Annotated in this window: 14 protein-coding genes; 3 read left to right on the forward strand and 11 right to left on the reverse strand. The window is 64.0% G+C overall.

Going from position 1 to position 16,030, the window contains the following annotated elements; all coding sequences use genetic code 11:
• Positions 1–156: 156 nt before the first annotated feature.
• The 8 genes from M1D43_RS23745 to M1D43_RS23780 all read right to left on the reverse strand — a co-directional run bounded on the left by M1D43_RS23745 (position 157) and on the right by M1D43_RS23780 (position 8,921).
• The gene (locus M1D43_RS23745) at positions 157–1,461 is read right to left on the reverse strand and encodes an ABC transporter substrate-binding protein (protein ID WP_010976184.1); all 1,305 of its coding nucleotides are present in this window, start codon (positions 1,459–1,461) and stop codon (positions 157–159) included.
• Between the two features lie 134 nt (positions 1,462–1,595).
• Positions 1,596–2,663: an ABC transporter ATP-binding protein gene (locus M1D43_RS23750; protein WP_010976185.1), complete on the reverse strand. Its 1,068-nt coding sequence runs from the start codon at positions 2,661–2,663 to the stop codon at positions 1,596–1,598.
• Between the two features lie 84 nt (positions 2,664–2,747).
• A complete protein-coding gene (locus tag M1D43_RS23755) occupies positions 2,748–3,524 on the reverse strand; it encodes an SDR family oxidoreductase (RefSeq protein WP_010976186.1) in 777 nt (258 codons plus the stop codon).
• Position 3,525: 1 nt separating this feature from the next.
• Positions 3,526–4,509, reverse strand: a complete 984-nt coding sequence (gene denD, locus M1D43_RS23760; RefSeq protein WP_498814289.1) for a D-erythronate dehydrogenase — start codon at positions 4,507–4,509, stop codon at positions 3,526–3,528.
• Between the two features lie 44 nt (positions 4,510–4,553).
• Complete coding sequence (locus tag M1D43_RS23765; protein ID WP_014527790.1) at positions 4,554–5,318, reverse strand: FadR/GntR family transcriptional regulator; 765 nt, start codon at positions 5,316–5,318, stop codon at positions 4,554–4,556.
• A 272-nt stretch (positions 5,319–5,590) separates the two neighbouring features.
• The gene (locus M1D43_RS23770) at positions 5,591–6,787 is read right to left on the reverse strand and encodes an IS256-like element ISRm5 family transposase (protein ID WP_015242539.1); all 1,197 of its coding nucleotides are present in this window, start codon (positions 6,785–6,787) and stop codon (positions 5,591–5,593) included.
• Positions 6,788–7,222: 435 nt separating this feature from the next.
• Positions 7,223–7,900 (reverse strand): 3-oxo-tetronate 4-phosphate decarboxylase, encoded by a 678-nt coding sequence (gene otnC, locus M1D43_RS23775; RefSeq protein ID WP_014527789.1) that lies wholly within the window; start codon positions 7,898–7,900, stop codon positions 7,223–7,225.
• 16 nt (positions 7,901–7,916) lie between these two features.
• Positions 7,917–8,921, reverse strand: a complete 1,005-nt coding sequence (locus tag M1D43_RS23780; protein WP_010976191.1) for a LacI family DNA-binding transcriptional regulator — start codon at positions 8,919–8,921, stop codon at positions 7,917–7,919.
• Positions 8,922–9,064: 143 nt separating this feature from the next.
• On the opposite strand from M1D43_RS23780, the gene ltnD reads away from it, so the two are divergent.
• From ltnD to otnK, 3 genes are read left to right on the forward strand one after another with little or no spacing between them, the layout of a single operon-like run.
• Positions 9,065–9,970, forward strand: coding sequence for an L-threonate dehydrogenase (gene ltnD / locus M1D43_RS23785; RefSeq protein ID WP_014527788.1), 906 nt, complete (start codon positions 9,065–9,067; stop codon positions 9,968–9,970).
• An 11-nt stretch (positions 9,971–9,981) separates the two neighbouring features.
• On the forward strand, positions 9,982–10,758 hold the full coding sequence (otnI, locus tag M1D43_RS23790; protein ID WP_010976193.1) for a 2-oxo-tetronate isomerase: 777 nt from the start codon (positions 9,982–9,984) through the stop codon (positions 10,756–10,758).
• Between the two features lie 3 nt (positions 10,759–10,761).
• Positions 10,762–12,039 (forward strand): 3-oxo-tetronate kinase, encoded by a 1,278-nt coding sequence (gene otnK / locus M1D43_RS23795; RefSeq protein WP_014527787.1) that lies wholly within the window; start codon positions 10,762–10,764, stop codon positions 12,037–12,039.
• Between the two features lie 116 nt (positions 12,040–12,155).
• Here otnK and M1D43_RS23800 read toward each other — a convergent pair whose 3' ends face one another.
• Genes M1D43_RS23800 through M1D43_RS23810 form a run of 3 tightly spaced genes read right to left on the reverse strand, consistent with a single transcriptional unit; the run spans position 12,156 to position 16,020 of the window.
• Complete coding sequence (locus M1D43_RS23800; RefSeq protein ID WP_010976195.1) at positions 12,156–13,124, reverse strand: substrate-binding domain-containing protein; 969 nt, start codon at positions 13,122–13,124, stop codon at positions 12,156–12,158.
• A complete protein-coding gene (locus tag M1D43_RS23805) occupies positions 13,121–14,443 on the reverse strand; it encodes an ABC transporter permease (RefSeq protein ID WP_014527786.1) in 1,323 nt (440 codons plus the stop codon). The genes M1D43_RS23800 and M1D43_RS23805 overlap by 4 nt, the downstream gene beginning before the upstream one ends.
• On the reverse strand, positions 14,440–16,020 hold the full coding sequence (locus tag M1D43_RS23810; protein ID WP_014527785.1) for a sugar ABC transporter ATP-binding protein: 1,581 nt from the start codon (positions 16,018–16,020) through the stop codon (positions 14,440–14,442). Before M1D43_RS23810 ends, M1D43_RS23805 begins: the two co-directional genes overlap by 4 nt.
• Between the last annotated feature and the right edge of the window lie 10 nt (positions 16,021–16,030).

Raw genomic sequence — 16,030 nt, forward strand, 5'->3', positions numbered from 1 at the left:
TTTGCCGGCAGCGTTTGCTGCCGGCTTTGAGGCGGCCCTACTGCATGTTTCCTTTAATCCTATCCGATTAAAGGACAAAAACATGCAGCAGATCAAAGTGCTACAGCGACCTTTGCGCGTCTGATAAGACGCGCGGCGCTGTAGGCAGCGGCTGGATCAGACCCGATAATAGCGGTTCGCCCGCCGCTCGGCCTCGATGACAGCGTCTTCCGGCGTCGCCTGGCCGGTGACGGCACTGGCGAACATGTCGACCAGGACGTAGTCGGCCATGACGCCTGCCGAGGCATAGCCGAGCGGTCCGGCATAGCCGTTCGGCCGCAGCGTCTCCGAGGCGCGCGCATAGGGTGCGTGGATCGGGTCCGAAGTCCACACCGGGTTGTCGGCAAAGGCCTTCAGCGGCTGGCAGCAATAGGCGCTCGACCCCTCGATCCAGGCGTTCATCTGGTCGGCTTCCATCATGAACTTGAGATAGGCCTTGGCGGCTTCGGGATACTTGCTGTGCTTGAACAGCAGGATCGAGCTCGTCTGGTGGAGTTCGACGCTCTGGCCGACCGGACCGACCGGGAAGTTGGTCGTGCGGATGTCGGCTGCAAGCTCCGCAAGGGCCGCGTCCTTCTTGGCCGCATAGTAGAGCGACACGCCGTTTGCCGTCAGCGATACCTGCCCCGCAAGGAAGGCGCGGTTGTTGTTGATGTCGAGCCAGCTTTCGGTACCCGGGATGAACGTCTCGTATAGCGACTTCGCGTAATTGACCGCAGCGAGCGTTTCCGGGCTGTTGATCGTGACCTTGCCGCTCTCGTCGACCATCTTGCCGCCATGGCTCCACAGAAGCCAATGGGCGTAGTTGTTGCCGTCGCCGACCGCTTTTCCATGGGGGAAACCGGCCGGGGTTCCCTTGGCTTTGAGAGCCTTGCAGAGTTCGAGAAAGCCGGCCGTGTCCTTCGGGAATTCACTGAAGCCGGCCGCCTTCATGTGGCTCTCGCGGTAGCAGACGGCGTTGCCGATCGCGGCCAGCGGCATGGCGATGAACTGCCCGTCGCGGCTCGCATAGCCCTTCAGGCCGTCGTACCATCCACCATATTTGTTGCCGAGATAGTCGGCGAGCTCCGTCAGGTCGACGAGCTTGTCCGGATATTGATGTGCGTCGTCGAACCAGCACATCACCATATCAGGGCCGGAGCCGACATTGGCGGCAACCGCCGCCTTCGGCCGGATGTCCTCCCAGCTTTCCTTGTCGATGCGGACTTCGACGCCCGTCGCCTCCGTGAACTTCTTGGTATTGGCGATCCAGGCGTCTTCATCGCCCTTGACGAAGGGCGTCCATCTGAGAAGCCTGAGGCTTGCCCCCTCCTCCGGCTTGTAGCTCGGCTCGGCCTGCGCGAAGGACGGGCGGATGCCCAGACCCGCAACGCCGGCGAGTGCGGCGGAGGTTGCGAGAAAATCACGTCTCTTTATCGGCATGCTACTCCTCCTCAAAAAGCGGGAGCGTCTTTCTCCGCATTCACCGTCCCGCTTGGCGAATGCGGCTTGAGCGATGCCGGCCACTGCCTGGCATCTTTATTGGCCCACGAAGGCTCCTCCCTTCGTCAGCGACGTCAGGCGACCAGCCGCCGTCCGGTTCCGGCGTCGAACAAGTGCACATGCGCGGCATCGATTGCGAGATGGATCGTTTCGCCGGGCTTGGCATTCACCCTCTCGCGGAAAACACAGGTCACATCGTGGCCGCCGAGCCTTGCGATCAACTGCGTCTCGTAGCCGGTCGGCTCGATCACCGCGATTTCGGCCGGCAGCCCGTTCGGATCGAGAGCCATGTATTCGGGCCTCAGTCCGTAGACGAGATCGCGCCCCTGGGCGGCTGCCGCCGGCCGCGCCACGGGCAGAGCCGTTCCGTCGGCCGTGAGGAAGACACTCGGATCGGCCGGATCGAGGCGGCCCTTGAGCATGTTCATCGCAGGCGAGCCTATGAAACCGGCCACGAAGAGATTGGCGGGGTTGTCGTAGAGCTCGAGCGGTGCGCCGATCTGCTCGACGATGCCGTCATGCATGACGACGATCTTGTCGGCCATGGTCATCGCCTCGATCTGGTCATGCGTCACGTAGACGGTCGTGGTCTTCAGCCGCTGGTGCAGTTCCTTGATCTCGGCGCGCATGGCGACGCGCAGCTTGGCATCGAGATTGGAAAGTGGTTCGTCGAAGAGAAACACCTGCGGGTCGCGCACGATCGCCCGCCCCATGGCGACGCGCTGGCGCTGACCGCCGGAAAGCTGACGCGGATAGCGGTCCAGCAGCTTCGAAAGGCCAAGAATTTCGGCCGCCACACCGACGCGTTTGTCGATTTCGGATTTCGGTCTCGCTGCCAGCATCAGCGAGAAGGCCATGTTGTCGGCGACCGTCATATGCGGATAGAGCGCATAATTCTGGAACACCATGGCGATGTCGCGGTCCTTCGGCGGCAAGCGGTTGACCACCTGGTTGCCGATGCGGATTTCGCCCGCGGTGATGTTTTCGAGGCCCGCCAGCATCCGAAGCAAGGTGGATTTGCCGCAACCGGAAGGGCCGACGAGAATGACGAACTCGCCATCCTCGATCTCGATGTTCACGCCCTTGATGACAGGGAAAGCACCGAAGGACTTCCGGACATCGACAAAATCCACGCCTGCCATTTGCGTTCCTCCCAGAACTGATCTTTATCCTTGCGTCCGCCCAAATCATCGTTTGCGCGACCGCGCCAGGCTGAAAACCTCTTTTTATCCGCGGCCGACCAGCGGCATCCTGGTCGCCATCACGGTCATCGTGAGAACATTGGCCGAGAGCGGCAGGCTCGCCATGTAGACGACCGCCTCGGCGATGTGCTCGATCGGTATCGTCGGCTCCGCCGCAACCTCGCCATTGGCCTGCAGCACGCCGGTGCTCATCCTCGCGGTCATGTCGGTCGCGGCATTGCCGATGTCGATCTGGCCACAGGCGATGTCGTGCATCCGGCCATCGAGCGCCGTCGATTTCGTGAGGCCGGTAATGGCGTGCTTGGTCGCGGTATAGGGCGCCGAATTGGGCCGCGGCGTCTGCGCGGAAATCGAGCCGTTGTTGATGATCCGGCCCCCTCGCGGCGTCTGCGCCTTCATCATCCGGAAGGCATGTTGCGTGCACAGAAAGGCGCCCGTCAGGTTCGCCGCGACGATACCGTTCCACTGTTCGAAGGTCACCTCTTCGAGGGGCACGGGCGGCACGTTCGAGCCGGCATTGTTGACGAGGAGGTCCAGCCGGGCGAATTCCGCCCGGACGGCGGCGAAGAGAGCCGCGACCTGATCCGGATCGCCGACATCGCAGACGACCGCGCGGACGATATTGCCGGTCCGCCCGCCGATTTCGCCGGCCGCAGCGTCGAGTACATCCGGACGGCGGCCGGTAATGACGACGCTGTAGCCTTCCGCACTCAAGGCCTGGGCGATGCCGCGGCCGACACCGGTCCCGCCGCCCGTGACCAGCGCGATCCTGCCCTCGCCCGATCCCTTCCCTTGCGCCATCTCAGACCCTTCCTCCGAGTTCGTCTTCGATATGGATCCGGATGATCTCGTCGAAGTTGCTCTCGGCCGTGAAGCCGAGTTCCCGCGCACGGCGGGCATCGAAGTCGGTCGCCCAGCCGGAGACGATCGTCTGGATCACCGGATCCGGCTCGCGTCGGATGAGGCTTACGGCCTTCTGGCCGGCAATGCGGGCGAGCGCCTCGATCTCCTCGCCGACCAGCGCCGAGAGCCCCGGCATGGTGAGGTTGCGCCGCGGCCCGATGACACCCGTGTCCATTCGCGCCGCATGGATGAAGAAGACCACGGCCGAGCGCGGGCTCGCGAACCAATGCCGGACTTTCTCGTCCACCGGCAGGATAGCTTCCTGGCCGACGAGCGGCTCGCGCAGGATGTTGGAAAAGAAGCCGGATGCGGCCTTGTTCGGCTTTCCGGGCCGGATGCAGATGGTCGGCAGCCGAATGCCGATACCGTCGAAGAAGCCGCGGCGGGTATAATCGGCGAGCAGCAGTTCGCAGATAGCCTTTTGCGTCCCGTAGCTGGTCAGCGGCGTGGTGAAGAACTCGTCGCCGATCTTTTCCGGAAACGGCTGGCCAAAGACGGCGATAGAGGAGGCGAAGAGGACGCGCGGGAGGTAGCGCTCACGTTGTCCCTCGCGGCGGATCGCCTCGAAGAGCGCGCGTGTGCCGTCGAGATTGACGAGGTAGCCTTTGTCGAAATCGGCCTCCGCCTCTCCCGAGACGATCGCCGCGAGATGGATGATCACGTCCGGCCGCGACGAGATCAGGCGCTCTGCGCTGCCCTCGGTGGACAGGTCGATCGCAAGCGTCGTCGCAAGCGACGAAAACGCCGGCGGCAGGGGCGGCTCCACCACGTCCGCCAATGTCAGGCTGGCGATCTCGCGTCCTAGAGAACCGGGCTCCGCGGCCAGCCTTTCGACCAGCTTCCGGCCGATCATGCCGGCGGCACCTATGACCATTACATGCATTTTCGGCGAACCTCCTCCTGTTCAGCCACCCGGTCAGTCCTGGCTCAGCTCGACTTTCTGTTCCTTCCGTTTGCCTCCTCGTCCGCCAGCAGAGCCTTCGTCGTTTCATAGATCCGGATCAGATGATGGTGAAAGGCGGCGACGACGGCCGCCCGGTCATGCCGCCTCAAGGCGGCAACGATGTCGCTGTGATCCTTGTAGCTCGCTTCGATTGCTCCCGGCCGTGACATGGCGCTGCGCCGGTAGTCCATCATATAGGTGTAAAGGTCTGTGACGAAATCGGAGAGCAGCGGATTGCCGCAGGCCCGGTAGATCGCCACATGGAACTCGCGGTCGCAGATCAGAAAGCGCATCGCGTCGTCGCCGCAGATCTTCTGCGCGTCGAGAAGGCTGTCAAGCTTGCGCAGCGCCTCTTCATCGATGTTTTCGGCCGCGTCGCCGACCACCTTCAGCTCGATGTGAAGCCTTGCGGCGTGAACGTCCTCGAGATCGTAGCTGTCGATCGCGTTCGGGGAAGCGATCGTCACTGTGACATGGCTCAGATCGACATTCCCGACGCGCGTTCGGCTTCCTTGCGACACCTCGACCACACCGCGCGCCGCCAGCGTCTGGATTGCCCCGCGCACCGTCTCGCGGCTCACATGGAGCACGCTCGCAAGCTCGCGCTCGCCCGGCAGCACATCGCCCGGCCTCAGCATGTTGGTCGCAACCAGCACCATAAGCTTGTCGGCAATGAGGTCGCGCGCGGTACGGCGCTCGAGGCTCTTCCCGACTTTAGGCATATGCGTGAGGATTGGACTTCCGTTCACCGCGGCGCCTCCAACTGATCCACTGGTTGGTCCAGCAGATCAGTATGACAAATAGAGTGCCTATAGGAGGGCGCGGTCAAGAGAGGTTCGTTGCGGCAGCGCACCAAAAATGCACGGCGCTTGTTGTGCGCCGCGGTGGGTTGGGAGACGCTCGGCCGCCCCTCATCCGCCTGCCGGCACCTTCTCCCCGCAGGCGGGGAGAAGGGACAAGCGGCGCCAACTGAAGGTTGTGTGCGTCAAGTTCTGCAAAATTGGGCGGTCATGCGTGCTGGTCATGCGGCTTGACGGAGTGCGAGTTTCTTGTGCTCTCGCAGGTCGTCCATGTTGATGTAGCGATTGGCCTCCATCCAGTTTTCGTGGGTTTCGACGGCGAGCGCGCGGACGAGGCGTAGGCAGCTCTCGGTATTGGGAAAGATGCGCACGACGTAGGTTCTGCGGCGGATTTCCTCGTTGAGGCGTTCCAGCATGTTGGTGCTCTTGAGGTGCTTGTGATGCTGGCGCGGCAGACGAAAGAAGGTCAGCGTCTGCTCGATGGTTTCCTCAACCCAGGAGGTCAGGCGCGGATAGCGGACCGACCATTTTCCCAGCCACGCGGCGAGATCGGCCTTCGCCTCATCAAGGTCGCGGCGATCATAGAGCCATCGAAGCTCCTGCAGGCAATCGTCGCCATGTTTGCGCGGCAGGTGATCGAGGGCGTTCCTGAGGAAATGCACGTAACAGCGCTGCCAGGCAGCTTCCGGGATCACCTCGCCAATTGCCGCGACGAGACCGGCATGGTCGTCGGAGACCACCAGTTCGACGCCCTTCAAACCGCGCCCTTTCAGCCTGACGAGGAAGTCCTTCCAGGCGGAACGGCTTTCACGGCCGGCCATCTCGACCGACAGGATCTGCCGCCGTCCGTCCCAGTCGATGCCGACAGCGATCAACACCGCCTGGCTCATCACCACACCGGCCTCGCGCACCTTCTCATAACGGGCATCGAGGATCAGGTAGGCAAACGGCTCTTCAAGCGGGCGCTCGGCAAAGGCCTTCAGGCTCTCGTCCAGCCGCTTGTTGATCGCCGAGATCGATGACGCCGAGAAGGCATGGCCGCACAGCTCCTCGGTGATCGCCTTGACCTTCCGCGTCGACACCCCTTGCACATACATCTCCGCCAAGGTTGCCACCAGCGCCCGCTCGGAGCGCTGATAGCGTTCGAACAATTCGGTGGAGAAGTGCCCCGAGCGATCCTGCGGCACCCGCAGCTCGAGCTTGCCCACCCGCGTGATCAGCGTGCGGCCATAGTGGCCCGAACGGTAGCCGAGCCGCTCCGGCGTGCGCTCGCCTTTCGCAGCTCCCAGCGCCTCGTCCATCTCCGCTTCCAGCACCTCCTGCATCACCGTGCGGATCACCTCGCGCAGCCCATCGGGGTTCGAAAGCAAAATGTCTTTGACGGCGGCGCTGGCTGTCTTACCTTCAGTCTTGGTCATGGTGGCGTTCCTTCCAGGGAATCAGGTGACGTCAACATCACCAGCCTGCCATGACCGCCTCTCTCAGTGAATTTGCAGAACCTTCAGCACACTACCCAACTGAACCCCGCATTCACCGCCCGCCCGAGGGAGCGAGCGGGCGCGGCATATCCCTTCTCCCCGCCTGCGGGGAGAAGGTGGCGGCAGCCGGTTGAGGGGCAATCCCGACCGAGCGGGGTTGAGGCGGTTGGGTTCCCGAGGGATCCCTTTCATGAGCAGTACCCGCCGCACCGGCGCGCAAGAGATATGTGCATGCCGTAGCGTTTTTGACGGGGAGAAGGGACTCGCGGGTTCGTCATTGCAACCAATATCGCCGGCGCTTTCCAGGGGCACGTCCCCTCTCCCCGCGCGCGGGGAGAGGGCTAGGGTGAGGGGCAAAATAGAGGCACTCTAACTCTATCCGTGATCATGCCCTTCATGGTCGCCGAGCGACGGCAGGTCGAGATTGAACGTTTCGACAAGATCGACGACTTGCTGCGGGCTAAGGTAGCGGGGATTGAGGTTGCGCAGCAGCAGGTAGAGCTTGGCTGTCTCCTCCAGTTCCTCCGTCGCAAAGACCGCTGCCTCCAGACTGTCGCCGGCAACGACCGGACCGTGATTGGAGAGCAGCACGGAGGAATATCTGCCCGCAAGCCCGCGGATCGCATCGGCGACGGCCGGGTCTCCGGGGCGGTAATAGGGCACGAGCGCCGTCTCCCCGGCCCGCATGAGGTAATAGGGCGTCATCGGCGGAAGGGCCGCCCGCGGATCGATCTCCGGCAACATCGTCAGCGCGACCGCGTGGGTCGAATGGAGATGCACGATCGCACGGGCGCTGCCGCGCGTTTCGTAGAGGGCGGAATGAAGGGGAATCTCCTTCGTCGGCTTGTCGCCCGAGACGAGCCGGCCGCCGGCATCGAGCCGCGAAATGCGCGCGGGGTCGAGGAAGCCGAGCGAGGCGTTGGTGGGCGTCACCAGCCAGCCGCCGTCTTCGAGTCTCATCGATATGTTTCCGGAAGAGCCGGGTGTCAGGCCCCGCTCGAAGAGGGACCGGCCGTAGCGGCAGATTTCTTCGCGAAGACGCGTTTCTGACATTGGTGGTCCTTTCCGTTCAGGCTGTAGCGCCTTCGATAAGTTCAAATCCAAGATCGGCGACGTGGGACGGGTGATCGTTGATGACCAACTCAGCCGCCAGCTTTCCCGTCGCGACGCGAGGCGTACGAATGGTCGTCAGAGGTTGCGGCGTGGCCTGGCCGATATCGAGGCCGTTGTGGCCGAAAAGGGCGAGCCTGGTGGGAACGGGAATGGTGCGTGCAAGACAATGAAAATATCCGCCGAGCGCCATGTCGTCGTTCGAGAAATAGACCGCATCGAGCCCCGGAGCCCTTCGAAGAAGCTGCTCGAGTCCCGCCCGCCCGCTCCCGACCGAAGAAGCGCCCGCCCGGATTTCCCGATCCACGAGGGGGACGCCGGCCAGGTTCAGCGCTTCACGAAAGCCCTCGAAGCGTTTGCCGGCGCGCGTGTCTCGGCCGAGATCGTGGCCGACATAGCCGATCCGGCGATAACCTCGCTTCAACAGGAATTCGGCGCTTGCGCGACCCGCCTCGCGATTGGAAAAGCCGACCGCCAGGTCTATGGCGGTCCCGTCGATGTCGAGCAGTTCGACGACACGACAGCCGCTCGCCCGCAGCATCTTGAGCGTGCCCTCCGTATGCTCGAAGCCGGCAAGCATCACCGCCGTGGGCCGCCAGGCGAGCATGGCGGCGACAAGGGCCTCCTCGCGCTCCGGCTCATAGTCCGTCACGGAAAAGACGGCCTGATAGCGATTTTCCTCCAGAACGGCGCCTGCACCCCGCAGCACGTCCGGGAACACGATGTTGGTGAGCGACGGGATGACGAAGGCGACGAGGCGGGACCCGGCCGAGGCCAGGGTGCCGGCGATCCGGTTCGGGACGTAGCCAAGCCGCTCGACCGCATCCAACACGCGCTCCCGGGCCTTGCCGGAGAACGAGCCGTGATTGCGCAGCACGCGGGAAACGGTGCTCTCGCCCACACCCGCGGCTTCCGCCACCTCTGCAAGCGTTACGGTCGTCTGCTGCTTGAAGTCCGTCGTCACTTCGCGCCTGTTCCAGTTTGACGTGGCCGTTCAGGGGTCTGATCGCCTTCATAGGCGGAAATTTTTGGCAGCGCTACCAATTTTGGTTGGCAGCGCTGCCAAAGCTCACTAGAACGGGTGCCCTGGCAACTGGAGGAGACGAAATGGCATCGAAGATCGCAGTGCTCGGGCTCGGCTCGATGGGCTTCGGTATGGCGTGCTCGATGAAAAGCGCGGGCCTCGACGTCTTGGGCTACGACGTTGCCCCGCCCGCAGTGGAGCGTTTCGTCGCCGAGGGCGGTCGCGGAGCGGGAACGCCAGGCGAGGCCGTGACGGGCGCCGACATCATCGTTTCGGTCGTCGTGAGCGGCGCGCAGACCGAAGCCGTTCTGTTCGGTCCAAATGGCGTCGCAGGCGCCATGAAGCCCGGTGCCGCCTTCATATCGTCTGCGACCATGGATCCGGCGATCGCGCGCGACCTGGCGCAGCGGCTCGAAGCACTCGGGCTTCACTATCTCGACGCGCCGATCTCAGGCGGCGCCGCAAAGGCGGCTAAGGGCGAACTGACGATCATGGCTTCCGGTTCGCCGCAGGCCTTCGCAGCCGCCCGACCGGCCCTCGACGCCATGGCCGCCAAGGTCTACGAACTCGGCGGGACCGCCGGGACCGGCGCCGCCTTCAAGATGATCAACCAGCTTCTCGCCGGCGTGCACATTGCGGCCGCCTGCGAAGCGATCGCCTTCGCGGCCAAACAGGGGCTGGACCTCGACAAAGTATACGAGGTGATCACCGCTTCGGCCGGCAATTCCTGGATGTTCGAAAACCGCATCCCGCATGTGCTCGCGGGAGATTACGCCCCGCTGAGCGCCATCGAGATTTTCGTGAAGGACCTCGGCATCGTCCAGGATATGGCGCGCGCGGAGCGCTATCCGGTGCCGCTCGTGGCGGCCGCACTGCAGATGTATCTTGCAGCCTCGGGCGCAGGCATGGGGCGCGACGACGACTCCTCCCTCGCGCGGCTCTACGCCCAGCTCTCCGGGGCCACGCTGCCCGGCACGAATAATCCATAAGGAAGACGCGCATGCCCGTTTTTGCCGCCAATCTGACGATGATGTTCACCGAGTTGCCGTTCCTCGACCGCTTCGACGCGGCCGCCGACGCCGGGTTCGCAGCCGTCGAGTATCTTTTTCCCTACGAGGTGCCGCCGGAAGCGATCGCCGAACGGCTTGCCCGCAACAGTCTCGAGCAGGCACTGTTCAACCTGCCGCCGGGCGATTGGGCAGCCGGCGAACGCGGCATCGCCGCCCTGCCCGGCCGCTTCGATGCGTTGAAATCGGATGTCGACAAGGCGCTCGACTACGCGGCCGCGACCGGCGCCAAGCGCCTGCACCTGATGGCAGGTCTTGCTGATCCGCGCGACCGCGAGGCCGCATCCTGCTACCGCCGCTCGGTCGCCTGTACCGCCGAGCGCCTGGCCGACGAGGGCATCGATCTCCTCATCGAACCGATCAACGGCCGCAACATGCCGGGATATTTCCTCAACGATTTCGGGACCGCCGAGCGGCTCATCGCCGAGCTCGCGCTCCCCAACCTCAAGCTGCAATTCGACATCTATCACCGGCAGATCCTGCACGGCGACGTCGCAATGGCACTCCGCCACCTTATGCCGGTCACCGGCCATATCCAGATCGCCAGCGTGCCCTCGCGGCACGAGCCGGATGGCGAGGAGTTGAACTATCACTACCTCTTTGAAGAAATCGACCGGCTCGGCTATGGCGGCTTCGTCGGCTGCGAATACAACCCGCGCGGCCAGACGCTCGACGGCCTCGGCTGGTTCAAACCCTTTCGACGGAGCTGACCCATGACAATCCTCCTCGGATCGATCGCCGACGACTACACGGGCGCCTCCGATCTCGCCAACACGCTGACGAAGAACGGGCTTCGCACCGTGCAGACGGTCGGCATTCCCGATCCGTCGCTCGCCCTTCCCGACGTCGATGCAGTGGTCGTTTCCCTGAAGATCCGCTCGGTCGCAGCGAAGGACGCCGTGGCCGCCGCCCTCGCGGCCGAAAGCTGGCTGCGTGGCCGCGGCGCCGGCCATGTGCTCTACAAGATCTGCTCTACCTTCGATTCGACGGATCTCGGTAATATCGGGCCGGTGACCGAAGCGCTTCTGAGCGTCTCGGGCGGCCACATCGCCCTCGTCACGCCGGCCTTTCCGGAAACGGGACGCACCGTCTATCTCGGCCATCTTTTCGTCAACGGCCAGCCGCTCGACGAAAGCCCGTTGAAAGACCATCCCCTCAACCCGATGCGGGATGCCAACCTGGCAAGGGTGCTCACCCGCCAATCGCGCGGCAAGGTCGGCCTCATCGACCTGCCGACCGTGACGGACGGAGCCGATGCGGTAAGGGCGCGGCTCGATCGGTTACGCGCCGAAGGTGCCGCCGCGGCGATCGCGGATGCGGTCTTCGAACGCGATCTCGAAACGCTCGGAAAGGCAGCGCTCGAAATGCCCGTTTCGACCGGCGCGTCGGGCCTCGGCCTCGGCCTCGCCCGCGCGCTTCTACGCTCCGGCCGGGCTTCGGCAAGCGACGGGGAAAACGAAGCCATCCGCCCCGTCGGCGGTCTTGCCGCGGTGGTCGCAGGCAGTTGTTCGGCGGCAACGCTGAAGCAGCTCGATGCGGCGGAACTGCATATGCCGGTGCTGCGGCTCGACACGGAAAAGCTCCTCGCCGGATCGGACGAGATTTCCGCAGCGATTGCCTGGGCCGGGGAACGGATTGGCGAGGGCCCGGTGGCCATCGCCGCGAGCGCCGCACCTGAGGTCGTTTCGCGTTTGCAGGCGCGATACGGGCGAGAGGCATCCGGGCACGCGGTCGAGACGGCAACCGCCGCGATCGCGGGCGAACTGGTCGAGCGCGGCGTGAGACGCCTCGTCGTCGCCGGCGGAGAGACCTCCGGCGCAACCGTCGACAGGCTCGGCATCCCGGCTTTCCTGATCGGTCCGGAGATCGCCCCCGGCGTCCCTCTGCTGAGGACGATCGGCACTGGCGGAAACGACATGTTGCTGACGCTGAAATCGGGCAATTTCGGCGGCGAGGATTTCTTCGCCACGGCGCTGTCGATGATGCGATGAGAGGTAAGGCGGGCGGTCCCTCGTATCCGCCGCCCGCCCGCTGCACGCTTCCTCAAATCGGACCGAGGAGAGCATGCAGACTTTGCGTTTGCCGCAGCGCGTCCGCGCTAGGGCTCTTAAAGGCCGTTGTCCTTCAGGATCTGCGCGGCGTTTTCCTTGGTCACCTTCATCGTGTCGAGCGTGACGGTCTTTTCGACCTTTTCCCCCTTCAGGAACTTCACCGCCTGGCGCAGACCCTCCGCTCCCGGCGTCGCATAGAGGAAGGTCGCGGTCAGTTCGCCGTTGTTGACCCAGGTCACGCCTTCGTTCGGGAGCGCATCGATGCCGATGAACTTCATTTCCTTCTCACGGCCTGCGTCCTTCGCCGCCAGATAGGCGCCATAGGCCATCGGATCGTTGTGGCCGTATACGAGGTCGATCTTCTCGTTGTTGCGCAGCGCCGTCGCCATGATGTTGTAGGCCTGGTCCTGCTTCCAGTCGCCGGATTGCTGATCGAGCAGGTTCTTGATGCCGGGCTCCTTGTCGGTGAACTCGTGAAAGCCGTCGTGGCGGTCATGCGCCGGCTGGGTACCCATGCCGCCCCATATCTCGACGATATTGCCTTCAGCCTTGCCCTTGCCGCCGAGAAGCTCGACCGCATACTCGCCGGCCGCGCGGCCGATCAGTTTGTTGTCGCCGCCGACGAACTGGGTGTACTGGTCGGTCTCGACATTGCGGTCGAGAACGAAGACCGGGATCTTGGCATCGATCGCCTGCTGCACCACGCCGGTGAGCCCTGCGGACTCTTTCGGCGATACGAGCAATGCGTCCACCTCCTGGCGAATGAGGTTCTCGACGTCGGCCACCTGCTTTTCCGTCCTGTCCTCACCGTCGGTTATGATCAGCTCGACATCCGGATGCTTTGCCGCCTCGGCAATGATGTCCTTGTTGAACTGCGCGCGCCACGGCTCGATCGTCGTCGCCTGGCTGAAGCCGATGCGAAACTTCTTGTCCTGGGCCAGGGCGTCGTCCGCCGGCATGAGCGCGGTCGTCGCGGCGAGCACGGCGGCGACCGCCGTCAGTTTCAGGATGTCACGGCGTTTCATTTCTTCTTTCCTCCCATTGTTATGGACAACGTCTCTCTCGACGTCCGCTCCTCCACGGACGTGTCTCCTTGAGCCGGGCGCCGGCTTGCGCCCGGCAGCCGCAACTGCGCGAGAAGATCGTAGGCATTGCGCTCCTGAACGAGCACGGTGCCGATGATGATCACGCCCTTCAGCACCAGCTGAAGATTGGAATTGATGTTGTGGAGCTGCAGGATGTTGGAGAGCAGGCCGAAGATCAGGACGCCGCAGAACGTCCCGGCAAGGCTCCCGCGTCCTCCCATCAGGCTCGTCCCGCCGATGACCACTGCCGCGATCGCATCCAGTTCGAGGCCCGCGCCGGCGTCCGGCTTGCCCTGGCGGTACTGCGCCACATAGAGCACCGCGGCGATGCCCGCGAGGAGACCCGATACCGCATAGGTGACGATCTTCACCCGGCCCGCATTGATGCCGGAAAGGCGCGCCGCCTCCTCGTTTCCGCCGATGGCGTAGACATAGCGGCCGAAAGGCGTGAAGCGCAGCACCGCGCCGTAGAGAAGAATCGCGACGATGAAGAATATGCCGGGCATCGGCACGATGCCGAAGACTAGCTGCCGCAGCATATCGAAGTCGGCGGTGGCATTGCTGCCGGTATAGACCGGCAGAACGGCGTTGTTCTGCCCGGCGGTGAGCCGGGCGATGCCGAGCGCCGTGACCATCATGGCAAGCGTGACGATGAATGGCTGCAACCGTCCGACCACGATGATCACGCCGTTGACTGCGCCGAACATGAGGCCGACCGCCGGCGCAACGAGCAGAACGCCGAGCACGCCGAATTTCGTCTGCATCTGAGGCAAGAGGAAGCTCAGAACCAGGGCACAGAGAACGATGCCGGCTGCGGCAGGCAGAACGGTACCGCGTGTCCGGTCAAGCTGGATGTCGCGGATATGCGTCACGCCCGCACGGGATTTCTCGATATTCAGGAAGACGAAGCGTACGGCCGCCGCACCGACGACCAGGACGGCAAGTCCGACGGCCGGCAGCCCCAGATAGAGGGCGGCCGTGTCCCCCGGAACGGTCAAGAGCATCGCGCAGACGACGGTGCAGATCGCCATCAGCGAGCCGACAGAAAGGTCTATGCCGCCGGTCAGAATGACGGCCGTCATGCCGGTGGCGATCAGCCCGGTGGTCGATACCTGCCGCAACACGTCGAGGAGATTGCCGGAGGAGAGAAAGATGTTCCTGCCCGATGACGTCAGCGGTGAGGACAGGACTCCGATCAGGAAAATGGCGATCAGCCCCCAATAGAGTTTCGTGCGCGAGAGAGCCTTCAGGAAATTCATGCAACCGCCCTTCCGCGCGCGCTCCTCGGTGCGGCGAGCTGCATGATGCGCTCCTCGCTCGCCTCCTCCCGGGAGATGAGTCCGGTCTGCCGCCCCTCGGCCATCACCAGAATGCGGTCAGCGAGGAGCAGAAGCTCCGGCAATTCGGAACTGACCACCACGATCGCCAGCCCGTCGCCGGCGAGCTTGAAGATGAGATCATAGATCTCGCGCTTCGCACCGACGTCGATGCCGCGCGTCGGCTCATCGAGAAGAAGGACACGCGGACCGGTCGCCAGCCACTTGCCGATGACGACCTTCTGCTGGTTGCCGCCGGAGAGGGTTCCGGCCGCCTGACCGGCCCCGGCGCAGCGAACGCCGAGCGCATCGACCGCCCCTTTCGCAAGCGCACGCTCGCCTTCGAAGGAGCGCAGGCCGAATCGTGCGAGCCTTCCAACAAGCGGCAGGGCCACATTGTCTCTGATCGATTCATGAAGATGCAGCCCCTTCGCCTTGCGGTCCTCCGTCACCAGAGCAAAACCGAGGCGGCGAGCATCGCGTGGCGAACGGATATTGACGGCGATGCCGTCCAGCCGGATTTCGCCGCCGCGAAGGCCTTCATTCGATGCAAAGATCGTCTCCAGGATTTCCGTGCGCCCCGCGCCGAGCAAGCCGCCGATGCCGAGGATTTCGCCGGCGCGAACGTCGAAGCTCACCCCCTTCAGCACGTCGCGCCAGCCATGGCGTCCGGATACGGCAAGCGACAGGTCCCTGACCGAAAGGACGGGCTCGCCGCCGCCTTTGCCCCGGTCGCGCCGGTGCGCGTCGAGGAGGTTGCGGCCCACCATTGCGGCGATGATCGTATTCTCGTCCAGTCCGGCCATCGGCCGGGCCCACACATGGCGGCCATCGCGGAAGACGGTGACCCGGTCGCTGAGCTGCATGACCTCGTCGATCCGGTGCGAAATATAGATGATGCCGACGCCGTCGGCTGCAAGTTGCCGCATGATCTTGAAGAGGCGCCGACACTCGCCCGGCGAAAGGGCCGAGGTCGGCTCGTCCATGATCAGAATGCGCGCTTCCACGGACAGGGCCTTCGCGATCTCGACGAGCTGTTGTTCGCCGACCCGCAATTGCCCCACACGCGCCTCCGGGTCGAGTTCGATTCCGAGGCGGTTCAACAGCCCTCGTGCGGCCTCCAGGCTCGCCTTGCGATCCACGAAAAGACCGGCGATCACCCGTTCGCGGCCGAGGAAGATGTTGTCGGCGACACCGAGTTCGGGGACGAGGTTGAGTTCCTGATGGATGATGGCGATCCCGGCAGCCTCGGCATCGCGCACATTGGAGAAGCGGACGGTTTCTCCATCTACACGGACGGCGCCCTCGTAGTCCGTGTAGACACCGGACAGGACCTTCATCAGCGTCGACTTGCCGGCGCCGTTCTCGCCCATGAGCGCGTGGATTTCGCCCGCGCGCAGTTCGAAGCGCACATCCTTGAGCGCCGCGACGCCGCCGAACGACTTCGAGATCGCTTCGGCCGCCAGAATTGGCCGGTCGGATTCAGTGGTGACCGAATCACGGGGGATAGCATCGCGCATGATATTGGCA

It is taken from the genome of Ensifer sp. R1-3 (assembly GCF_056739175.1).